The sequence below is a fragment of the Mesorhizobium sp. M0018 genome, assembly GCF_040323955.1.
GTDB lineage: Bacteria > Pseudomonadota > Alphaproteobacteria > Rhizobiales > Rhizobiaceae > Mesorhizobium.
On the sequence record NZ_JAMYVL010000015.1, the window covers coordinates 1 to 20675 of the forward strand.

The window sequence follows — 20675 nt, forward strand, 5'->3', positions numbered from 1 at the left end:
GTGTTAACTTCCATTGTGGACGCTCCCTCTCTTACGGTGGCTGTCAAACACCACCATTCTGGCACATCGATGCCGTCGAGGGGGCGTCCACCCCATCACTATCGCGACAGTGCCCCCGAGATCCGCATCGAGGGTGTCCGCGATCAAGCCTGCGGCGGCACCTGCGCCGCAGTGGTAGAAACACGAAACTATATGGTCAGGTTTCGAATATACAGGAGGTAAAATAGAAAAACTGTTAGCAATATCGAAATAACCGTCCAAATAGTAAACCAAATTATTCTCGCAATACGACTCTTTCGACGCTGTATCCATCGAGCGAACTTTACCATCAAGTAATCTAGGATGACGTCCAAATGTCGCCTCCAACGGCCATTCGCTTCGGATTTTGGCCTTCGCCCGACTAATTCTAATAAGTCAGTTGGGGCCAAGCCCATTCACTCAACAATATTCCTATCTCTATATCGTGGCGGGACAGCACCCCCTCTGGCGGAGCAACGGAGCAGTCTCACTGCCTTGCAACGGTCAACGCTATTCTCCCCCTCCCGCATCGACCACGAATCCGCCTATAGTGCCCCATGCCGATCCGCCAGCTTTCCGAAACGATGATCAACCAGATCGCCGCCGGCGAAGTCATCGAACGTCCGGCAAGCGTGGTCAAGGAACTGGTCGAGAACGCGCTGGATGCAGGCGCTACCAGAGTCGAGATCGTCACCGCCGGCGGCGGGCTGAACCTGATCCGCGTCAGTGACGACGGCTCGGGCATTCCGGAAAAGGAACTGGCGCTGGCGATTGCGCGCCATTGCACCTCCAAGCTCGCCGACAACATTCACGACATCCGCTCGCTCGGCTTTCGCGGCGAGGCCTTGCCCTCGATCGGCTCGGTGGCACGGCTGTCGATCCGCTCGCGCACCGCGTCCAGTGAAAACGCCGCCGAGATCGGCATCGAGGGCGGCCGCGTCTCCGCGGTCAGGCCGGCGGCGGCCAATCGCGGAACCACGGTCGAGGTGCGCGACCTGTTCTTCGCCACGCCCGCAAGGCTCAAATTCATGAAGGGCGAGCGCGCCGAAAGCTCGGCCATCGGCGACGTGGTCAAGCGCATCGCCATCGCCTTTCCCGCCGTGCGCTTCACCCTGGCCGGCCCGGACCGCTCGACGCTGGAACTGCCGGCGACCGACGACAGCCCGGAAGGCCGGCTGCGCCGGGTGGCGCAGGTGATGGGCGCCGACTTTCCGGACAATGCGATCGCCATCGACGCGACGCGGGACGGCGTGCATCTCGCCGGCCATGTCTCGGTCCCCTCCTTCACCCGCGCCAACGCGCTGCAGCAATACGCTTATGTCAACGGCCGCCCGGTGCGTGACAAACTGATCGCCGGCGCCATTCGCGGCGCCTTCGCCGACGTGCTGCCGCGCGACCGCCATGCCGTCACCGTGCTGTTCCTGGCGCTCGATCCGGCGATCGTCGACGTCAACGTCCATCCGGCCAAGGCAGACGTGCGCTTCCGCGACCCGGGGCTGGTGCGCGGGCTGATCGTCGGCGCCATTCGCGAAGCGCTGGCCAATGCCGGCATCCGCCCCGCCACCACAGGGGCCGCCGGCATGATGGCGGCGTTCCGGCCAGGCGCCGCATCCTATGCGCATGGCGGCCCGGCCAACGGTCACCGCAGCTACGAGGCCGCCTATCGGGCATCGGGCTTTGCCGGGTTCGATCCTGCCCGTTCGCCGCAGCGGCCGCTCAATATGGGCGACGGGTTCGGCGAGGACGAGCAGGCGGCCTTCGACGCCGGGCCGCTGCACAGCGCCGATGCGCGCGCCGGGCAAAACGAAGCGGCGGAAACGCTGCTCGGCACGGCGCTGGGCGCGGCGCGCGCGCAAGTGCACGAGAATTATATCGTCGCCCAGACCAGGGATTCGCTGGTCATCGTCGACCAGCACGCGGCACATGAGCGGCTGGTCTACGAGGCCTTGAAGAACGCCCTCCACTCACGCTCGGTGCCGTCGCAGATGCTGCTGTTGCCCGAGATTGTCGATCTGTCGGAAGAGGATGCCGAGCGGCTTGCCAGGCATTCCGAGACGCTGGCCCGCTTCGGCCTCGGCATCGAGCGCTTCGGCCCCGGTGCCGTCGCGGTGCGCGAGACGCCGTCGATGCTCGGCGAGACCAACGTCCAGCAGCTGGTGCGCGATCTCGCCGACGAGATCGCCGACAACGACACGGTCGACACGCTGAAGGAGCGGCTGGACAGAATAGCCGCGACCATGGCCTGCCACGGCTCGGTACGTTCCGGCCGCCTGCTCAAACCGGAAGAGATGAACGCGCTGCTGCGGCAGATGGAGGCGACGCCGGGCTCCGGCACCTGCAACCATGGCCGCCCGACCTACATCGAGCTCAAGCTGGCGGATATCGAGAGGCTATTTGGGAGGCGGTGAGAAGGTCGCTCGCGCTGGCGCTGTCTATAACTCGCTAGCAAGGCTGGTTCCACAGGCGGCTTTAATCATCATCTGGGGGTTCGAACTTCTGACGGACAAACTTCCCCTCGATTCTCAAAAACGCACTTCCACAAGGCGCCTCTAAACAAGAGGTAATGAGCGGGTCGTAATTCGCAATTGTATTGACATCGTACAACCCGGAATTGTTGGGGTCGTTGATGTATTCGTCAGATTCATCGCCTGCAAAAAAGCACCATCCGCTATCAACCGGATGATCTGGCGTTTCGCGGTAAAGATAGCCTACTTGCGCGCCATCCACGGTGATGCGGTCGGTCGCAATACAGCTGCCGTAACCAACTGCTATTGGGCGAAACGTCGAACCATCCCTGAAAAACGTCTTAGGCATTCAAAGCTCACTGGTGGCAACCGTACTTCTAGTTAAATCAGCCGCGTACGCCACCAGCAGTCAAGCACTAAAGCTCTCATCTCTTCAAATTCACCACAATGACGCCGCCCAGCGCCAGCGCCCCGCCGATTATGCCGAGCAGCGTCGGCACCTCGCCCAGCCAGAAGAAGCCGATCAGCGTCGCCATCGGCGACACCAGATAGAGGAAGGTCGAGGCACGCGCCGCGGGCAGTCGGGAAAGTGCTGTCGCCCACGCGGCATAGGCGATCAGGCTGGGTACGATGCCGAGAAAGATGACGGCGCCGAGCCCGGCGGTGTCGGCGACCGCCGCCTGCGCCAGACCGCTCGGCAGGAACGGCGACAGGCAGAGCGCGCCAAGCACCATGTTCGAGGCCGAGATCGTCAGCGGGTGATGGCGGGCAAACAGCGGCTTCTGGACGATGGTGTTGACGGCCGAGCACAGCGCCGAGCCGAGGACAAGCAGCGCACCGCTGTTGAAATGCAGCCCTTGCCCCTCGCCCATGGCGATGATCCCGATACCGGCGAAGGACAGGAATGTGCCGGCCCAGGCCAGGCCCGAGAAGCGTTCGCCGAGCAGCGCCATGGCCATGATGGCGGTGAAGATCGGGCTGACATTGATGATGAAGCCGGCCGCACCGGCCGAAACGGTCAGCTCGCCGAAATTGAGCATCACGGTGTAGAGTGCGACGAAGACGGCACCACCGAAGACAAAGCGCCAGAGTTCATCGAGCCTGGGCAGTGCCGGCCGCTTGACCGCGAGGAAGATCGCCGCCGGAACCGCGGCGATGGCAAAACGCAGCGCGCCAAGTTCCAGCGGCCCGAAGGCGGCAAGGCCGGCGCGGATCGCCGGAAAGGCGGAGGCCCAGCCGACCACCGTCAGCGCCACCGCGATGGCAGCCGTGGCATCCATGCGCTGTGTCGTATTCAACGTGCCGGTGTAAGCGCTCATCTGGGTGTCCTCGCGATCCAATGCCATGAAGTAGAGAAACGCTATTGCGGGTCGGTTGACAAACGAACAAATCGAGGATCACCTGTGACTATGGATCACAGCTTAGACCCGATGCTGCCGCTCGAAACGCTGCGCGCCTTCGACGCCGCGGCTCGGACCGGCAGCTTTTCGGCGGCGGCCGAGAAGCTCAACATCACTCACGGCGCCGTCAGCCGGCAGATCGCCAAGCTCGAGGGTTGGCTCGGGCTGAAAGTCTTCGATCGCGGCGCGCGCGGCGTCTCGCTGACCGTCGAAGGCAACCGCCTGCATCTACGCACCACCGAAGCCTTTGCCCTGATCGCCAGCAATTCGGATCGCTGGGTCGAGCCGCGCGGCACGGCGGTGGTGCGGCTGACCTCGATCCCTTCGGTCAGCGGGCTGTGGCTGATGCCGCGCATGGCGGCGCTGGAGAACCACCCGTCCAAGCTGCGTATCGTGCTCGACGTCGACATCCGCCAGGGCGATCTTGCCGACGAGGGCATCGACCTGTCGATCCGCTGCGGGCGCGGCCGCATTCCGGGCCGGATCTCGGTGCAGCTTTTCGAAGAATATGTGTTCCCGGTCGCCTCGCCGGGACTGGCCAGGGAGATCGGCCGCGGAGATCCTGCCCGGCTGCTCGAATTTCCGGTGATCAATGATTCCGACGCTTCGGCGTGGCGCGCCTGGTTTGCGGCGCAGGAGATGGACTATCGGCCGCGGCCGCACGACCGCCGTTTCGAGGACTACAACCTCGTGCTCGACGCCGCCGCGCACGGGCTCGGTATTGCGCTGGCACGTCCGCCGTTGACGGTGGACCAATTGAAATCGGGCCGCATCGTCGCCGTAGACGAGCGCAGTGCGCTAAGCCCGATATCCTACTGGCTCGACCGGCCGCTGGGGCGCCCGCGCGCCGCCGCCGCCGAGCTTGCCCGGCGCATCGCCGTCCAGGCAGGGCTGCCAGCGGAGAAGATCGAAGCGTTCCTTGAGGTAGAGAGCTAGGAGCGACGGACAAGCGCTGATCTCCCCCCTTGTGGGAGAGATCGGCCGTCATCAACGTCAAGCTTGACCTCGCCGCAATTTGTGGCGATGACATCGTCATGAATTTCGGCACCACCCCATGATGAACCGTTTCGAAGGACCCGGCGGTAAGGAAGCCCGCATCCGCTATCTCGACGGCGACTTCCAGGTGACCAGCCCCGGCGCCTTCGTGCGCTGCGCGGTGACCGGCGAGAGCATCCCGCTCGACGAGCTCAAATATTGGAGTGTCGCCAGGCAGGAACCCTATGTGAACGCCGCTGCCTCGCTGCGCCGCGAGATCGAAGCGCATCCGGAACTGCGCCGCCGACGCTAGTCCAGCGCAAATGGAAGCCGCCCCGTTGCGATCCTGCGCCCTCTGCCGCGGCGTCAGGCCGGCAACACCGAAACCTTAGAGGCTATCTTGAAATAAAAAACCCGCCTCGAGGGCGGGTCACCGGCGAATCATCACCATACCCAAACTACTAGCATAGCTGCCGGCACAAAGCAAGAACAAAATACGTTCGACCGGCGGAAAGCTGCAAATTCCAGTCCCGCATTGCCTCGGTGCTCAAGCTTCTGGTCAGCCTTTAAGCCGGCGCTGCCGCCAGGCGTCCAGCGTCTCGTCGATGATGCGTTGCGGCACATGGTCGAGCTCGAAGACGGTGTCGATCTCCAGCACATCGAGCCCGTCGAGGAATTCCGGCGGCGCCGCGCCGTGACGCAGGCGGGCAGCGTCCTTGGCGGTGGTAATGAGACCAAGCCCGGCTTTACGCGCCGTCGCCGCCAATTCGGCAAGTTCGTCCTCCCCATAGAAATGATGGTCAGGAAACGATTTGGTCAGCGCAAGCTCGCCGCCGGCCTCGCGGACAGTGTCGAAAAACCTGTCGGGATGGCCAATGCCGGCGAACGCCAGGAAACGCCTGCCGGCCAGCGTCACCTTGCTGCTCGGGGCAGTGTGCGCCTCGAAGATCGGCCTGCCGGCGCGCGCTGCCCGGCGCACGACTGTGTCGGCCGCGGTGCCCTCGCCCATCTTCAGCAAGGCGCTGGTGAAGACCAATTGGTCGACGATCTTTGCCCGCAGCGGCCCGCCGGGGATGACGCGGCCATTGCCGATGCCATGTCGCGCGTCGACGACGACGAGCGCATAGTCGATGTGGATGCGCGCGCTCTGAAAACCGTCATCCATGATCAGGAAATCGCAGCCGAGCTTCTCCAGCAGAAGCCTGGCGCCGGCGGCCCGGTTCGGCGTCACCGCGACCGGGGCGTGTTCGGCCAGAAGCAGCGGCTCGTCGCCGACATGCTTGGCGGCATCGTGGTGCGGATCGACGATATGCGGCTGCGCGAAGGAGCCGCCATGGCCACGCGACAGGAAACCCGGATTAAGCTGCATGCGCCTGGCCTGCTCGGCCAGCGCGATCGCCACCGGCGTCTTGCCGGTGCCGCCGACGGTGAAGTTGCCGACGCAGAGCACCGGCGCCTCGACCTTTTCACGCGGCGCGTGCCGCATGCGGCGACCGGCGACAAGCGCATAGACGGCGGAGAGCGGCGACAGCGCCGTGACCCGCCAGTCCGGCTCTTCCCACCAGAAGGGCGGCGCTTCCGAGGTCACGTCAGCGCCCGTTCGCGCCCTTCAGGCGCGACTTGACGACCAGCGGCTGGATATAGGGCTCGAGCGACCTGAGCGTATGCGCCAGCGCACCGCGCATCTCGTCGACCGTCGCCGCACCCGCCGCCATCATCTCATGGCGGGCCGCCTCGTTGGTCAAAAGGAAATTAACGGCGCCGGCCAGCATATCGCGGTCGCGCACCAGCTTGGCGCCGCCGCTATCGAGCAGGCGCTGATAGGCCTCGCGAAAATTCTGGACGTTGCGGCCGGCAAGCACCGCGGTCTCCAGCATGGCTGGTTCCAGCGGGTTCTGGCCGCCCTCGGAAGTCAGCGAACGGCCGACAAAGGCAATTTCCGTCAGCCTCAGATAAAGCCCCATCTCGCCGATCGTGTCGCCGAGCAGAATATCGGTGTCGGCGGTGATCCTGTCGCCCTTGCTGCGCTGCGCCAGCTTCAGGCCCATGCCGGAAATCTGGGCGGCCAGCTGCCCGGCGCGATCGGGATGGCGCGGCACGATGATCGTTAAAAGCCCGTGGTGGCGCTTGTGCAGCATGGCGTGAACTTCGGCGGCGACCGCCTCTTCGCCGTCATGGGTCGAGATCGCCGCCCAGGTCGGGCGGCCGCCGATCTGGCGTTTCAGCGCCGCCAGTGCCCGCTCGTCGGCCGGCGGCGGCGCGGTGTCGACCTTGAGATTGCCGGATACAGTGACCGGCCTGGCGCCGAGCGAAAGGAAGCGCTCGCCATCGAGGTCCGACTGGGCAACGACATGGGCGAGATTTTCGAACAATGCTTCGGCAATGTTGGCGCGCTTCTTCCAGGACTTGAAGGAGCGGTCGGACAGCCTGCCGTTGACCAGAACCTGCGGCACGCGGCGGGCGCCGAGTTCCAGGATGGTCATCGGCCAGATCTCCGATTCGGCGATGATCGCCAGGTCCGGCTGCCAATGATCGAGGAAGCGACTGACCGCCGGCTTGAGGTCGAGCGGCACATATTGGTGGATGATGCGGTCGCCCAGCCGTTCTTCGGCGACCTGCGCCGAGGTGACCGTGCCCGTGGTCAGCACGATGTTGACGCCGTAATCGAGAATGCTCTCGACCAGCGGCACGACGGCGATGGTCTCGCCGACGCTGGCTGCATGGATCCAGATCACCGGGCCTTCGGGGCGCTCGCGTCCGGCGACGCCGTAGCGTTCGCGCCGGCGAATGCGATCCTCCTTGCCTCTGGAAGTGCGCCAGGCGACATAAGGCCCGGCCAACGGGTAGGCGGCCGCCCCCGCGAAACGATATGCGGTCAGGAAGGCGCGCGCCCAGCGCACACTCATTTCGAACCGTCCACAAGGCGATAGGCCTCGGCGGTCGCAGCATTAAGCGAGGCCGTGACCTCCTGGCGCTTGCGTTCCATTTCGGCGGCGTCGGCGTTGGCCGGCACGAAGACAGGCGTGCCGACGACGATCGAGGAGCGGCCGAAGGGCAGGTTGATCGTCGTCTTGTCCCAGCTGCCCTCGATCACCTTGCGGCGGCTGGTGGCTATCGCGGCAGGCAGGATCGGCCGGCCGGACAGCCGCGCCAGAAGGACGACGCCGAGCCCCGCATCGCGCGGCGTGCCGTGGGGAATATCAGCAATCATGGCGACATTCTTGCCGGTGGCGAGCGACTTTTTGAGGGCGATGAGCGCCTTGGCCCCGCCCTTGTCGAGATGCCTTGCGCTTTCGCGCCCGCCAGAGCCGCGCACCGCCTCGATGCCGAATTTCTCGACCATCAGCGCGTTGAGCTCGGCATCGGCGCTGCGCGATACCATGGCAACCAGCGGCCGTCCCTTGGGATAGTAGGCCGGGGTCAGCAGGTGCTGGCCGTGCCAGAGCGCGATGATGCCAGGCTCGAGCTGCGCATAGGCGCCGCCGGAAAACCTGGCCGATCCGTCGACCATGCGGTTGGTCAAGCGGACAAGGCGGACGAAATACGCAAACAGCGCGGCAAGCGCATTCTTGACGAATCGCGACTGCGCCAGCGGTTCGCGGATCTTGCGCCAGAACGTCTTCGGCTTGCGACGTCTGACCGCCGACCGCGGGGCTGATCGCTTGACCGCTTCATGGTTCATCGATGTCAACCGACAGCCTTGTTTTCGGGGTCGAGGAGGCGGTGCAGGTGAACGACGAAATAGCGCATATGGGCGTTGTCGACGCTAGCTTGCGCCTTGGCCTTCCAGACGGCGTGCGCCGATTGGTAGTCCGGATAGATGCCGACAATATCGAGCGCGTCGAGATCGCGGAATTCGGTGCCGCCCAGCTTCTTGAGTTCGCCGCCGAACACCAGGTGCAAAAGCTGTTTCTTTCCGTCTTCAGCGGCCATGTCGATCCTTCACATATCGTGAGTTTGGGACAGGTCTAGACCAAAGCCGCCGACTTTGGAACTATTGATAGTGGTCAATCGTCCAGCCCGGCGATGACGCCGGCGAGCACGGCGAGGAGTTCGCCGCTGCCGGCGGCGAGCGGTCCGTGACGGATCACTTCGCCGGCATAGAGCGGCGCGCGGCCATGCCGATCGAGCAAGGCGCCGCCTGCCTCGCGCAGGATGAGATCGGCCGCGGCGATGTCCCAGTCATGCGCGTTGGCCTTGACGAAGGTGGCATCGAGCTGGCCGCCGGCGATCATCGCCAGCCGGTAGGCGAGCGAAGGAATATAGAGCACGCGCTTCAGCCGTTTGTGCCATTTCGCCGGCATCAGGTCGATCATCGGCTTCGGTCCGGCGATTTCGGCCGTTTCCGACGGCGGACGCACGCTGATGCGCCTGCCATTCAGGAACGCGCCCTCGCCCGGCAGCGCCCAATAGATTTCGCCCTTCGCCGGGCAGTCGAGCACGCCGGCAAGCGTGCGGCCGTTCTCGACCACCGCGACGCTGACGCACCATGTGGGCAGCCCTTCGAGGAAGCCGCGCGTGCCGTCGATCGGATCGACGACAAAGGTGCGGCGCGCGACGAGCCTTACCGGGTCGTCGACGGTTTCCTCCGACAGCCAGCCATAATCCGGCCGGGCCGCCAGCAAGGTCTCGCGCAGATATTTGTCGGCGGCGTGATCGGCTTCGCTGACCGGCGAGGTGCCGCCCTTCATCCACACCTGCGGATTGTTGTTGAAGTACTGCATGGCGATGAGCCCCGCCTCGCGGGCGGCATCGCGCAACAGCTGCAGGTCTTCAGTAGCGCCGGCCGAGACGGCCGGGTCAAGCTCCGGCAAGGGTCATTCCTTCGATCAAAAGCGTAGGCGCGGCAGTGCCGAAATTGCGGTCGAGATCGCTCGCCGGAACCATGTTGAGGAACATCGTCTTCAGATTGGAGGCGATGGTCACCTCGGCGACGGGATAGGCCAGCTCGCCATTTTCGATCCAGAAGCCGGAAGCGCCGCGGCTATATTCGCCCGTCACCATGTCGACGCCCTGGCCGAACACTTCGGTGACGTAGAAGCCGGTCTTGAGCGACTTGATCAGCTCTTCCGGCGTATTTTCCCCGGGCTCGATGGCGAGATTGGTCGACGACGGCGAGACCGACGAGCCGCTGCGCGAGCCGCGCCCGTTGGTAACGAGGCCGAGTTCCCGAGCCGCCGAAGTCGACAGGAACCAGTGGTTGAGCACGCCCTTGTCGACCATGAACAGTTTTTCGCCCTCGACGCCTTCGCCGTCGAACGGGCGCGAGGCCTGTCCACGGCGCCGGAGCGGCTCGTCGGTGACGGTGATTGCGGCCGAAGCCACCTTCTTGCCCATCATGTCGCGGAGAAAGCTGGTCTTGCGCGCGACCGCGGCGCCATTGATGGCACCGGCAAGGTGGCCGGCAATGCCGCGCGCCACACGCGGATCGAACACCACGTCGACAGGCCCGGTCGCCGCCTTGCGCGCGCCAATGCGGCGGACGGCGCGCTCACCGGCCTTGCGGCCGATGTCTTCCGGCAGGTCGAGATCGGAAAAATGCTGGCGCGAGGAGAATTCGTAGTCGCGCTCCATGCCGGTGCCCTCGCCGGCGATCACGCTGGTCGAGCGTGAAAAACGCGAGGCGACGTAATGGCCGACGAAGCCGTGCGAGGTGGCGAGCACCAGGCCGCCGAGCCCGGCACTGGCGCCACTGCCGGCCGAATTGGTGACGCCCTTGACGGCAAGCGCCGCCGCTTCGGCGGCAAGCGCTGCTTCCTTCAATTGATCGGCCGACACCTCGGTGGCGTCGAACAGATCGAGGTCGCGCGGCGTCTTGACCAGCAAGGCCGGGTCAGCGAGGCCTTGATAGGGATCCTCGGGGGACACCTTGGCCATGGCGACGGCACGCTCGGCCAGCATATTGGGGTCGGATGCCGCCGTTGCCGAAACGCTCGCCACGCGTTTGCCGACGAAGACGCGCAGCGAGACGTCCTCGCTCTCGGACGCCTCTGTGCCTTCGACCTTGCCGAGCCGTACCGATACACCGGTCGAACGGCCGCGTACCGCAACCGCATCGGCCGCATCGGCGCCGGCCCGTTTGGCAGCCTCGACCAAGGCCGCGACGCGGTCGGTCAGTTTCGCTGCGTCGAGCGTATCGGTCATGCGCATAATCCCGTTATTTGCGGCCGGCTACAGGGCAGCCGCTGCTGCACCATCTATTGTCCCGATGCCGCTTCTGCAATGGGAGAAGCGGACAATCAGGAGGCATCTCGCCCCAGGTCGGCGCGACCGACCCAGAGATGGTGCGTCCTTCCAGACGCACAAAGGACGGCTTAGATCCGAGGTGGCCGTGACCGAAAGCCGCGACGGCGGCACCGCTGCCGGCGACGAGTCGAAGATGCGGCGTGTGCGACCGTCAGCCTGTAGAGTTGGGATCGGCTGGATCCACCCACGGGCGGCCCAACCGTGTCACCATCGCCGCGTACCCGACGGCACCTGCCGCCCAAAGGAAGATGCCAAGCTCTTTGACAGCGTCTTCCGCGATGTCGACCGCCGAACCCGGGCTAGGAAACAGCTCTCCCAGCTGGTCGATCGCTGCTGAAATCGCGAGTAGGAAGCCTGCGGCCACAAATACGATCGAGCCGTCGAATGTCTTCCGTCGCAGCCGAAAGAACCAGAACAACCCGGCGACGGCGTAGGCAATCATCGTAACAATCTCTGGTATCGCGACAAACGGCAGCACGTCCTCATGGATCAACAACAGGTCATCGAGGCCCATGACCAAGGTAAGGCCGCCGAGAAACGTGCAATCCCATCGGTGCGTGAGCAGACCGGCAAACAGGGTCGCCGCGCCGGTGCCGATCCACAGTGAAGCACCTAGGGACGAAATCCACCCCGTATAGAAGCCGACATCCGCGGCTGCAGATGGATCTCGATAGAAGATTGTAGCGTCCAGACCAAGAGTTTGCGCGACGAACAGCGCGGCCAAGAGCATCACAACATTAATCGCCACGGCCGCAAGTATGACCAGGCGCCAGGACATTGTCCATTCGCTGCTATGTTTTGCGTTCAGCGCGTTTTTGTCTGGCATTGTGCCGAAGGCCATTCTGAGTACGACGGCCGATAGCTCCGCGGCGCCGAGAACCCCGCCAGCACTATGCCGGCCCACCATGATCGTGGCAACACACGGAACGGTTGCAGCGTCTCGCACATGACGAGGTCGTCGCGGTGCAGTTCCTGGCCAGCGCCAACCAACGCACCATGCCGCTCGAAATGTTCATCGGCTTGCGCGAAAGCTCTCCCCGGCAATAGCGCCGCCGCCACGCTGATGATGGGGCTGTCGATAATCCTCCTGGTCGTCGCCAATCTTCTGGCTCGACGGAGCCGGCGGCGGCCTGGACCGACCATCTGATCCTGGCTTTCAAGCCGGGCGAGATCGGCTTGTCCAACCTTCCTCAGGGACCAGCCACCGGCGTCCAGATCACGTCGTCGATCCTGAGCGCGCCGGTGGCGAGCATCACCAGCCGGTCGAAGCCGAGCGCCGCGCCGCTCGCCTGCGGCATGATGGCGAGCGCGGCGAGGAAATCCTCGTCGATCGGGTAGCGTTCGCCATAGACGCGCTGCTTCTCATCCATTTCGGCGGCAAAGCGCCGGCGCTGCTCGGCCGGATCGGTCAATTCGCCAAAGGCGTTGGCGAGCTCGACGCCGCAGCAATAGAGCTCGAAGCGCTCGGCGGTGCGTGGATCGTCGGCGCTCGGCCTGGCCAGTGCCGCCTCCGAGATCGGATATCCGAAAAGAATGGTAGCGCGCCCCTGCCCCAGCGCTGGCTCGATTTTTTCGACCATCACCCGGCTGAACAGGTCGGCCCAATTGTCGTCGGGCGCGGTCCGCAATCCGGCCTGGACCAGGGCGGCATGCAACCCCGCGCGGTCGGTGCTGCCATCGGCTGCAACCGTCGCCAGCAGATCGATGCCGGCATGGCGCATGAAGGCTTCGGCGACGCTCAACCGTTCCGGCCCGGCGAACGGATCGGCCTCGCGGCCGCGGAAGCTAAAACACTTCGCTGCGGCCCGTTCGGCCGCCAGCGCTACGAGCTCGGCGCAATCGCGCATCAGGCTCTCATAGGTCTCGCCGACGCGGTACCATTCGAGCATGGTGAACTCAGGATGGTGCAAGGGGCCGCGCTCGCGGTTGCGCCAGACAGCCCCGAGGCTGAAGATGCGCTCCTCGCCGGCGGCAAGCAGCTTCTTGCAGGCGAATTCCGGCGACGTGTGGAGGTAGAGCGGCTGGCGCTGCCCGTCCGGCCCGATCGCCTCGGTGGCAAAGGCCGACAGGTGCGCTTCATTGCCGGGCGAGACCTGCAGGGCCGATGTATCCACCTCGACGAAGTCGCGGCGGGCGAACCAGTCGCGCATCCCGGTGGCAATGGCATTGCGCAGGATCAGCCGCGGCCGGCGGTCGGCGTGGACATGCGGCGTCCACCACGGCGAGGCGGCGGTCATCGGCTTCAGGGGAATTGCACAGAGGGCTGGCGATTGCGGCCAAGATGCGCTAGGCCGCACGCAACGGCCTCTCCAGCCGATTTGCGCCAACAAATTTTATCAGGATGGAAACCCGTGAAGGTCATCGCCAGCTCCTTACGCAAAGGCAACGTCGTCGAAAAGGACGGCAAGCTTTATGTGATCCTCTTTGCCGAAAACATTCATCCTGGCAAGGGTACGCCGGTCACCCAGCTCGACATGCGGCGTATCTCCGACGGGGTAAAGGTTTCCGAGCGTTACCGCACCACCGAGCAGGTCGAGCGCGCCTATGTCGAGGAGCGCGAGCACACGTTCCTCTACCGTGACGGCGAAGGCTTTCACTTCATGAATCCGGAGACTTACGACCAGGTCGCGGTGCCGGAAAGCGTGGTCGGCGACATGGCGCCCTATCTGGTGGAAGGCATGCCGGTGCAGATCTCGCAATACAACAACATCGCCATCTCGCTGGTATTGCCGCAGCGCGCCACTTTCGAGGTGGTCGAGACCGAGCCGGTGACCAAGGGCCAGACGGCGTCCTCGTCCTACAAGCCGGCAACGCTGTCCAACGGCGTGCGTACCCTGGTGCCGCCACACATCAGCGCTGGCACCCGCGTGGTGGTGATGACCGCCGATGGCGCCTATGTCGAGCGCGCGAAGGATTGAGGCGCGAGGCCTGAAACGCCTCGCCGAACGCGTCGAGGCTGCCGGTCATCGTCAACCGCTTTGTGGCAGGGGCTTTCGAGCATTGGGACGCTTTACGCGGACCGAAGCGTCAACGCCCTGCCAGTTCTTTCCTATTGCACGACGCCAGCGGGCAATCTCTGAGCCTCGAGCAACGCCGACCGTCCCTTTCGCCAGGTGCCAGGTGGAATGCCGACGAACTTTTTGAAGGCGCGATTGAAGGCGGCTTCCGACTCGTAGCCGACCTCGGCACCCGCTTGCGCGATGCTCATTTCAGGGCGTTCGAGCAAGCGTCCTGCCAGTTGTAGACGCCAGCGAGCAAGATAGTGCATGGGCGAGACCTCGACATAGTGGGTAAAGCGGCTCGCAAACGCCGTGCGCGAGAGCCCTACTTCGCGGGCGAGCCGGTCCAATGTCCATTCCTCCCTGGGGCGAGCGTGGATGAGCCGGAGCGCCTCGCCGACATGTGGATCCCGTAGGCCTGACAGCCAGCCGCGCGAATCGTCGGGCAGGGTCTCGAGATGGCGGCGGATGATCTCGACAAACATCAGCTCGCTCAGCTTGGCGAGTATCGTCTCACAGCCCGCCCGCCCACTGCCACCTTCGGCCAGCGCCAGCCGAAAAAGGTCGATAACCCAGCTGCTTCCATCGGCGGGCTTGCGGGCGCACAGGATGGCCGGCAATGCGGCCAGGAGAGGATTGAAGGGACGTGCATCGCAGCCAAGATACCCGCAAATGAACCGGGTCCGCTCGTCTCCGCCGCCACCATGGATCACCGCGAACGGCAGGCTCTCGTCAATCGGCCGATAATACATCGCCATATTGGGTTCGCCACGTGCCCCGGGCGAGGAGCTCAAGACGTTCGGAACACCACCGGGGAAGACAACGACATCACCGGCGTTCACGAGCACCGGGGGCACCGAATCGTCTCCCAGCGCGGCCCAGCACGAGCCCGACATCACGGCATGAAAAGAAATGATGTGCTCTGCCTCCGGCATGACGGCGGCGGCAATGTCGGCCGTGCCCGGCGACTCGCCGACCCAGGGAGAGCTGGCGTCGACGTCGAAATAGATCGCCCCGGTGAGGCGAACGGCTCGGAGCACATCGGAAAGGACATCCATGCACTACACCTCCGGAAACGATCGGCTACTCCCTTTGACAACGAGTTTTTCCGCCAGGCATCTCGAACTATCCGGCAATATGGCCGCCCGAGCAACTATCCATCCGGTCTAATCCTACTCTGAACGATCGGGCAACAGAAATGGACGATGTGACATTTGCGGGAACAGCGGACGGGATTAGCGTTTCATCGGCCGGCCGACAGGTCCAATAACAGGGAGGAATGTCATGAACGATGAAGACATCACCAAATTCGCAGCAAGCCTGCGAGGCGAAGTCATCCGCGCCGGCGACGCCCGCTATGACGAGGCCCGCAAGCTCTACAACGGCATGATCGACAAGCGGCCGCTGATCATCGCCCGCTGTGTCGACGTCGCCGACGTAATCACAGCGGTGAATTTCGGCCGCGACAACAATTTGCTGGTTGCGGTACGTGGCGGCGGCCATAATGGACCAGGATTGGGGAGCTGCGACGACGGTCTGGTGATCGACCTGTCGGCGATGAACGGCGTGCGCGTCGATCCGGATGCCCGCACGGCGCGGGTAGGCCCGGGCTGCACTCAGGGCGACCTCGACCATGCCACCCATGCCTTTGGCCTGGCCGTACCGGCGGGCATCATCTCGACCACCGGGGTCGCCGGACTGACGCTGAGCGGCGGCCATGGCTATCTGACGCGCAAATATGGCCTGACCATCGATAATCTGGTCGAGGCCGATGTCGTGCTTGCCGACGGAAGCTTCGTCACCGCCAGCAAGGAGCGGAACCCCAACCTGTTCTGGGCGCTTCGCGGCGGCGGCGGCAATTTCGGCATCGTCACCAGCTTTGTGTTCAGGCTCCACCGGGTCAGCATGGTCTTTGCGGGGCCGATCGCATGGGATCAGCGCCACGCCCGCACCATCATGCAGCATTATCGCGAGTTCCTGCCGAACGCGCCCGAAGAACTCGGGATCTTTCTCGGGCTCAAGACCGTCCTCTCGAGCGCACCCTTCCCGGAAGAGTTTTGGGGAAAGCGGATGTGTCTGCTGATGTGCTGCTACAACGGCCCGGAGGAAAAGGGCAGAGAGGCGCTGGCCCCGCTGCTCGATGCGCTGCCCGCGCCCTGGTTCAACTGGATGGGAACGATGCCCTATCCCGCGGTGCAGAGCATGTTCGATGGGCTCTACCCGAAGGGAATGCAGTGGTACTGGCGGGGCGATTTCGTCAAGACGCTGTCCGACGAGGCGATCGACGCCCATCTCGAGCAGGCGGCGAAGACGCCGAGCGAGCTATCGCTCATGCATCTCTATCCGATCGATGGTGCGGTCCATCGCGTCGGCAAAGACGAGACACCCTGGAATTACCGTGATGCGACCTGGTCGATGGTCATCGCCGGGATCGATCCGGACCCACAGAAAGCGGGGCCGGTGACGCGCTGGACCAAGGCCTACTGGGAGGCCGTGCATCCGTTCGATCTGGGTGGCGCCTACCTGAACTTCATGATGGATGACGAGGGCGATGCAAGGCTCAAGGCGGCTTATGGCGACAACTATGAGCGCCTGGCTACGCTGAAAAAGAAATACGACCCGAACAACCTCTTCCGGGTGAACCAAAACATTCGACCGGCTGCTTGACGGCGGCTCTCGTCAGGCCGGCAAGCGTACCGGCCGGCCCAGCTAAGGCTCGGCCGGTACGATAGCTTGCCGGTCAGGACGCTCTGATCCAGACCAGCATCTCGCCGGAATCGTGGTGTCCCGGGCGAAATACGGCACGGTGACTTTTGCTGTCTCGACCGCCGGTGATTTTTCAAACGCCTCTTTCCTGTCAACAGCCGACAGCGTGACGCCGCCGGGCACGTTCGAGAGCTGACTACATTTGAAACCAGGCCAGACGACCGCCGAGTGGCGTCCAATGAGCCATGCCGGGCTGCTTTTCAGGCTACCCCGCGCTTCTGATCGTGGTGGGCCGCGTACTGTCCATGCACAAGTCCGGACCTGTTTGGCGACACCATCATTGACTGGATCGTTCGCACATGATCGACAAAATGACCCGGAAATGACCGAGATACAAAGCTTTCCTTCAGTTGTGCATCAATAAGCCGCGACAATTTTTTAGCAATCTTTAGGCAAATTCTCAGGTTTATCGACAAACAGCAGACAATTCGGCAGCAGACAATTCGGCACAACGGTCTTTACTGGATTTATGTGGATGGCAATGCATCCCTACTTGACACCGGGACAAGCTGAAGAGCTATGCTGAACATCGGTCGCAAGTTTGCGCGGAGGGAATCTGTTCATGGATTTCATCGAGAGTTGGTTTGGTATTTCCCCTGACGGCGGCGACGGATCGACCGAAGCTCTCTACATACTTGCCGTTGTCGCAATATTGGCGCTCGCATTCCACACACACATCGTGCAGTTCGCGCGCGGTTTCTTCGCGCGGAAATAGCCCGCGTACCGTTCGAGCCCAGCTTTATTCGTCTGACCAGAGTACAAACGGCACCAGTCGTCTGACACGCCAATTCACTGTTGCCGCGCGAATCCCGTTGTTATCAGAGCGTTGCCCTGCGTTAGCTTCAGAGGGGAAGTCGATGCGAGGAATAGCGGCAATCCTGCGAGCACTGTTCTCCGCCTGGATTCCGGCACTGATCGAGATGGCTCGCCGTTTCTGTCGCCGGTGGCGGCTAGGGGGTGACCGCCGGGTCGACCAGAAAGGATCCCGGGCGCATTGCGTACCGATCGATCACCCTGCTTTCTGCCGGCCTGACCCTCTGATCTACGATCAGTATTATCTGATCGGTCTTGGTCTCGCGGTCACCTGGGATAATCCCGATATCGAGCTACGCCAGGGTGGTGTGCCCGTTCCCGCCGGCAGGTTGCAGGCGGACACCGACTACGAGGTGCGGGTTCGCGTCTGGAACGCCTCCCCGGATGCCGTCGTCGTCAAGATGCCGGTCCATCTGTCCTATCTGTCGTTTGGCATCGGAACCGTGTCGAATCCGATAGCCACAAGGCCGGTCTCGGTCGGGGTGATCGGATCCGCCAGCCAGCCTGGGTTCGTCTCCTTCGACTGGCATACGCCGCGGCAAGCAGGTCACTATTGCCTGCAAGCTTTGCTCGACCCGGCCGATGACGCCAATTTCGCCAACAATCTCGGGCAAGAAAATACCGATGTCGGACTGGCCCAGTCGCCAGCAACATTTCAATTCGAGTTGCGCAACGCTACCCGTCGGCCGCATCGGTACCGGTTCACCGTCGATGCCTACACAATTCCGCCGCTCGGCCCCTGTCGCGACGACCGGCAGCCAACGGAAGAGACCGCCAAGGCGGAGCAAAAGCGCCGGTTGGCGGCACACTTGCCGTCAGCTCATCCCCTGCCGCCGGGCTGGAAGGTCGAGATTTCGCCTGACCTGCCGTCGCTGGCGCCGGGCGAACAGGTGACGATCACGGCGGTCGCTACGCCGCCGGACGGCTGGACCGGCCGGCAGGCCCTCAATCTGAATGCGTTTGACGAGGGTGACCGCGCCAGCGGCGGCGTCACCTTGACCGTCCTCAGCAGCTTGGAGCCGTGATGGCCACCGACGACAAATCCTGGACCAAGTGCACGACCGCCGACGAGGTGATTTCGGTCAACCAGTACATCAGCGCGGCGATTACCAGCGGCATATTCGCAGCCGTGATGGTCGTGGTGGTGGTCGCGATGGGCGAGCCGTGGTGCATACCGATCGCGCTGGTGGTGACTGAGATTGTGTGGATTCTCGCTTATTGCGACTGGTGGCTCAACAAACGGCTGGTTTGCCTGGGCGAGCCGGTGAGTATCGTCGGCATGGTCATCAGCATCGAGCCGCCGTCGGAAAAGACCTGGCCAGGAAGCCTGGACTCCGACTACAGCCTCAATTTGCTGCTGCCGAACAACCCGGTGGGCGTCTCCCAGGCCGTTGCCGCCGCCAGTGCCCCGTTCGGCTATCTGATGGCCGAAAACGCAATCACCTCCTCGCACGGCTTTCTGTTCACGGGGAACCCGGCGGAGGACAAGGTGACCGGAGTAAAGTCAGAGGCGCTGCATGTGGAGTTCGAAGGGGCATCGATCCATGACCTGCAGACCGTCAACATCCTCGCCCTGATCGCCGCCCTGGCAGCGCTGGCGCTATGCATGTCGGGCGTCGGCGCGGTCGTCGCCTACGTATTGGCGCTTCTCGCCTTGCTCGCTTCGCTGCTCGGCGCGGCCTTCAGCAGTTCGGACACCGCCAGTCCGAGCGATGCCGGCCTGCCGAGCATCGAGACCAACAAGGGCGACGGAACCGGAGCGACAATCCTGGGGGTGACCGGCCGGTGGGTCTATGATGCCGGACACATCCACGACAGCTTTCATGAAGGCCACAACGAACTGCATCCGGTCCAGCAGGCCCAGATTCTGGGACGGCCATGGGACGGCGACTGGCCCGACGATATCGACGAAATCGTTCGGGGCTACCAGGACGGCTACGCGCAGTCTCAGGATCCGCTCACCAAGGCGCAACAGGCCCGGCCCGGCTCCCGGTGGTCGGTCCATCCCTATGTTGACGGCTGCAACGACACCGTCCGGCCAGATCAGCCTCCGCACTAAGCCAGTCAGGCTGTTGGACACGACAGTTCGAATCCCGATACCGCGCTGGTGTACTCGGCCCTTGAGAATCCTTCAGCCTTCGGCAACATGGCGGCGAGGCTGAGAGCATGAGGATGAGCAAGGTCATTTCCGCCGCATCACGGCGTTCGCCGCGCAAGACACCGATGGCGCTGACCGAGGCGCTGGTCGCCCGCACCTTGCGTGCGGTCGAGGATGCCGGGCCGACGCCGGGCATGGTCTACATGACCGATGCCGATTACGCGCGCATTCGCGACGAGGTGCTAGCCGGCGCGCCGGGCGGGCCGGTGAAGCTGTTCGCCTATGGCTCGCTTCTGTGGAAGCCGGCCGGCGAGTTCAGGGGTGGCGAACGGGCCGTGGCGACGGGCTGGCACCGTTCGTTCTGTTTTACGGTGCAGCGCTTCAGGGGCACCGTCGAGCAGCCCGGCCTGATGATGGCGCTCGACCGCGGCGGCCAGTGTCAGGGCATGGTGTTCGAGGTCGCCGAGCCCGTGGCGGCCAATCTCGAAACGCTGCTGCGCCGCGAGATGACCATCCTGCCGGCCGTCAACGTGCCGCGCTGGCTGCAGGTCAGGACGGGCGGCGGCACGGGCCAAGCGCTTGGTTTCGTTGTCGATCCCGCCAATCCACGCTACGCCGGCAAGCTCGAAAAGCGAGCGATAGCGGCGACCCTGGCCACGGCCGTCGGCCACTGGGGTTCGGGCGCCGAATATCTGTTCGAGACCATTCGCCATCTCGACGCCTGCGGCATCCGCGACCGCAATCTCTGGCAGTTGCAGGAACTTGTGGCCGAGGAGATCGGTCGGGCGCTGCGATCGGACTTTATTCGTCCCTGAGCCAGACCAGCATCTCGTCGGGCTCCCGGGCGAAATCGATGTTGCAGGTCGACGAGATGTCCCGCGCGCTCGCCGATGGC

The 20675-nt window shown here is 63.9% G+C and carries 20 protein-coding genes; 9 read left to right on the forward strand and 11 right to left on the reverse strand.

What is annotated here, in order from left to right; all coding sequences use genetic code 11:
- Positions 1 to 575: 575 nt before the first annotated feature.
- Entirely contained in the window at positions 576 to 2426 is a 1851-nt protein-coding gene (gene mutL / locus NKJ81_RS20715) for a DNA mismatch repair endonuclease MutL (RefSeq protein ID WP_352541553.1), read from the forward strand.
- Between the two features lie 61 nt (positions 2427 to 2487).
- On the opposite strand, the gene NKJ81_RS20720 is transcribed toward mutL, so the two are convergent.
- Entirely contained in the window at positions 2488 to 2832 is a 345-nt protein-coding gene (locus NKJ81_RS20720) for a DUF2185 domain-containing protein (protein ID WP_352541554.1), read from the reverse strand.
- Positions 2833 to 2908: 76 nt separating this feature from the next.
- On the reverse strand, positions 2909 to 3802 hold the full coding sequence (locus NKJ81_RS20725) for a DMT family transporter (RefSeq protein ID WP_352541555.1): 894 nt from the start codon (positions 3800 to 3802) through the stop codon (positions 2909 to 2911).
- A 90-nt stretch (positions 3803 to 3892) separates the two neighbouring features.
- On the opposite strand from NKJ81_RS20725, the gene NKJ81_RS20730 reads away from it, so the two are divergent.
- Positions 3893 to 4819, forward strand: coding sequence for a LysR family transcriptional regulator (locus NKJ81_RS20730; RefSeq protein ID WP_352541556.1), 927 nt, complete (start codon positions 3893 to 3895; stop codon positions 4817 to 4819).
- Between the two features lie 118 nt (positions 4820 to 4937).
- A complete protein-coding gene (locus NKJ81_RS20735; RefSeq protein WP_031211156.1) occupies positions 4938 to 5171 on the forward strand; it encodes a DUF2093 domain-containing protein in 234 nt (77 codons plus the stop codon).
- Positions 5172 to 5417: 246 nt separating this feature from the next.
- Here NKJ81_RS20735 and lpxK read toward each other — a convergent pair whose 3' ends face one another.
- The 8 genes from lpxK to epmA form a co-directional block, all read right to left on the reverse strand.
- Positions 5418 to 6446, reverse strand: coding sequence for a tetraacyldisaccharide 4'-kinase (gene lpxK, locus NKJ81_RS20740; protein WP_352541557.1), 1029 nt, complete (start codon positions 6444 to 6446; stop codon positions 5418 to 5420).
- Position 6447: 1 nt separating this feature from the next.
- Positions 6448 to 7764: a lipid IV(A) 3-deoxy-D-manno-octulosonic acid transferase gene (gene waaA / locus NKJ81_RS20745; protein WP_352474386.1), complete on the reverse strand. Its 1317-nt coding sequence runs from the start codon at positions 7762 to 7764 to the stop codon at positions 6448 to 6450.
- The gene (locus tag NKJ81_RS20750; protein WP_352541558.1) at positions 7761 to 8540 is read right to left on the reverse strand and encodes a lysophospholipid acyltransferase family protein; all 780 of its coding nucleotides are present in this window, start codon (positions 8538 to 8540) and stop codon (positions 7761 to 7763) included. Before NKJ81_RS20750 ends, waaA begins: the two co-directional genes overlap by 4 nt.
- Before the next feature lie 5 nt (positions 8541 to 8545).
- Positions 8546 to 8791 carry a DUF4170 domain-containing protein gene (locus NKJ81_RS20755; RefSeq protein ID WP_023674378.1) on the reverse strand — a complete coding sequence of 82 codons (246 nt, stop codon included), beginning with the start codon at positions 8789 to 8791 and terminating at the stop codon, positions 8546 to 8548.
- Positions 8792 to 8865: 74 nt separating this feature from the next.
- Entirely contained in the window at positions 8866 to 9672 is an 807-nt protein-coding gene (locus NKJ81_RS20760; RefSeq protein ID WP_352541559.1) for a 3'(2'),5'-bisphosphate nucleotidase CysQ, read from the reverse strand.
- Entirely contained in the window at positions 9659 to 11002 is a 1344-nt protein-coding gene (locus tag NKJ81_RS20765; RefSeq protein WP_352541560.1) for a TldD/PmbA family protein, read from the reverse strand. The genes NKJ81_RS20760 and NKJ81_RS20765 overlap by 14 nt, the downstream gene beginning before the upstream one ends.
- Before the next feature lie 253 nt (positions 11003 to 11255).
- On the reverse strand, positions 11256 to 11945 hold the full coding sequence (locus tag NKJ81_RS20770) for a DUF8692 domain-containing protein (RefSeq protein WP_352541561.1): 690 nt from the start codon (positions 11943 to 11945) through the stop codon (positions 11256 to 11258).
- A 349-nt stretch (positions 11946 to 12294) separates the two neighbouring features.
- Positions 12295 to 13341, reverse strand: coding sequence for an EF-P lysine aminoacylase EpmA (gene epmA / locus NKJ81_RS20775; protein ID WP_352541562.1), 1047 nt, complete (start codon positions 13339 to 13341; stop codon positions 12295 to 12297).
- A 114-nt stretch (positions 13342 to 13455) separates the two neighbouring features.
- Here epmA and efp point away from each other — a divergent pair, with 114 nt between their 5' ends.
- The gene (efp, locus tag NKJ81_RS20780) at positions 13456 to 14022 is read left to right on the forward strand and encodes an elongation factor P (RefSeq protein WP_023674374.1); all 567 of its coding nucleotides are present in this window, start codon (positions 13456 to 13458) and stop codon (positions 14020 to 14022) included.
- 131 nt (positions 14023 to 14153) lie between these two features.
- On the opposite strand, the gene NKJ81_RS20785 is transcribed toward efp, so the two are convergent.
- Positions 14154 to 15161, reverse strand: coding sequence for an AraC family transcriptional regulator (locus NKJ81_RS20785; RefSeq protein WP_023674373.1), 1008 nt, complete (start codon positions 15159 to 15161; stop codon positions 14154 to 14156).
- A gap of 226 nt (positions 15162 to 15387) precedes the next feature.
- Here NKJ81_RS20785 and NKJ81_RS20790 point away from each other — a divergent pair, with 226 nt between their 5' ends.
- The 5 genes from NKJ81_RS20790 to NKJ81_RS20810 all read left to right on the forward strand — a co-directional run bounded on the left by NKJ81_RS20790 (position 15388) and on the right by NKJ81_RS20810 (position 20595).
- On the forward strand, positions 15388 to 16770 hold the full coding sequence (locus tag NKJ81_RS20790) for an FAD-binding oxidoreductase (protein WP_352541563.1): 1383 nt from the start codon (positions 15388 to 15390) through the stop codon (positions 16768 to 16770).
- A 661-nt stretch (positions 16771 to 17431) separates the two neighbouring features.
- Positions 17432 to 17584, forward strand: a complete 153-nt coding sequence (locus NKJ81_RS20795) for a hypothetical protein (protein WP_352541564.1) — start codon at positions 17432 to 17434, stop codon at positions 17582 to 17584.
- Between the two features lie 142 nt (positions 17585 to 17726).
- Positions 17727 to 18707, forward strand: a complete 981-nt coding sequence (locus tag NKJ81_RS20800; RefSeq protein WP_023674370.1) for a hypothetical protein — start codon at positions 17727 to 17729, stop codon at positions 18705 to 18707.
- On the forward strand, positions 18707 to 19741 hold the full coding sequence (locus NKJ81_RS20805; protein WP_352541565.1) for a hypothetical protein: 1035 nt from the start codon (positions 18707 to 18709) through the stop codon (positions 19739 to 19741). The genes NKJ81_RS20800 and NKJ81_RS20805 overlap by 1 nt, the downstream gene beginning before the upstream one ends.
- A 113-nt stretch (positions 19742 to 19854) precedes the next feature.
- On the forward strand, positions 19855 to 20595 hold the full coding sequence (locus tag NKJ81_RS20810) for a gamma-glutamylcyclotransferase (RefSeq protein WP_352541566.1): 741 nt from the start codon (positions 19855 to 19857) through the stop codon (positions 20593 to 20595).
- The last annotated feature ends 80 nt before the right edge of the window (positions 20596 to 20675 follow it).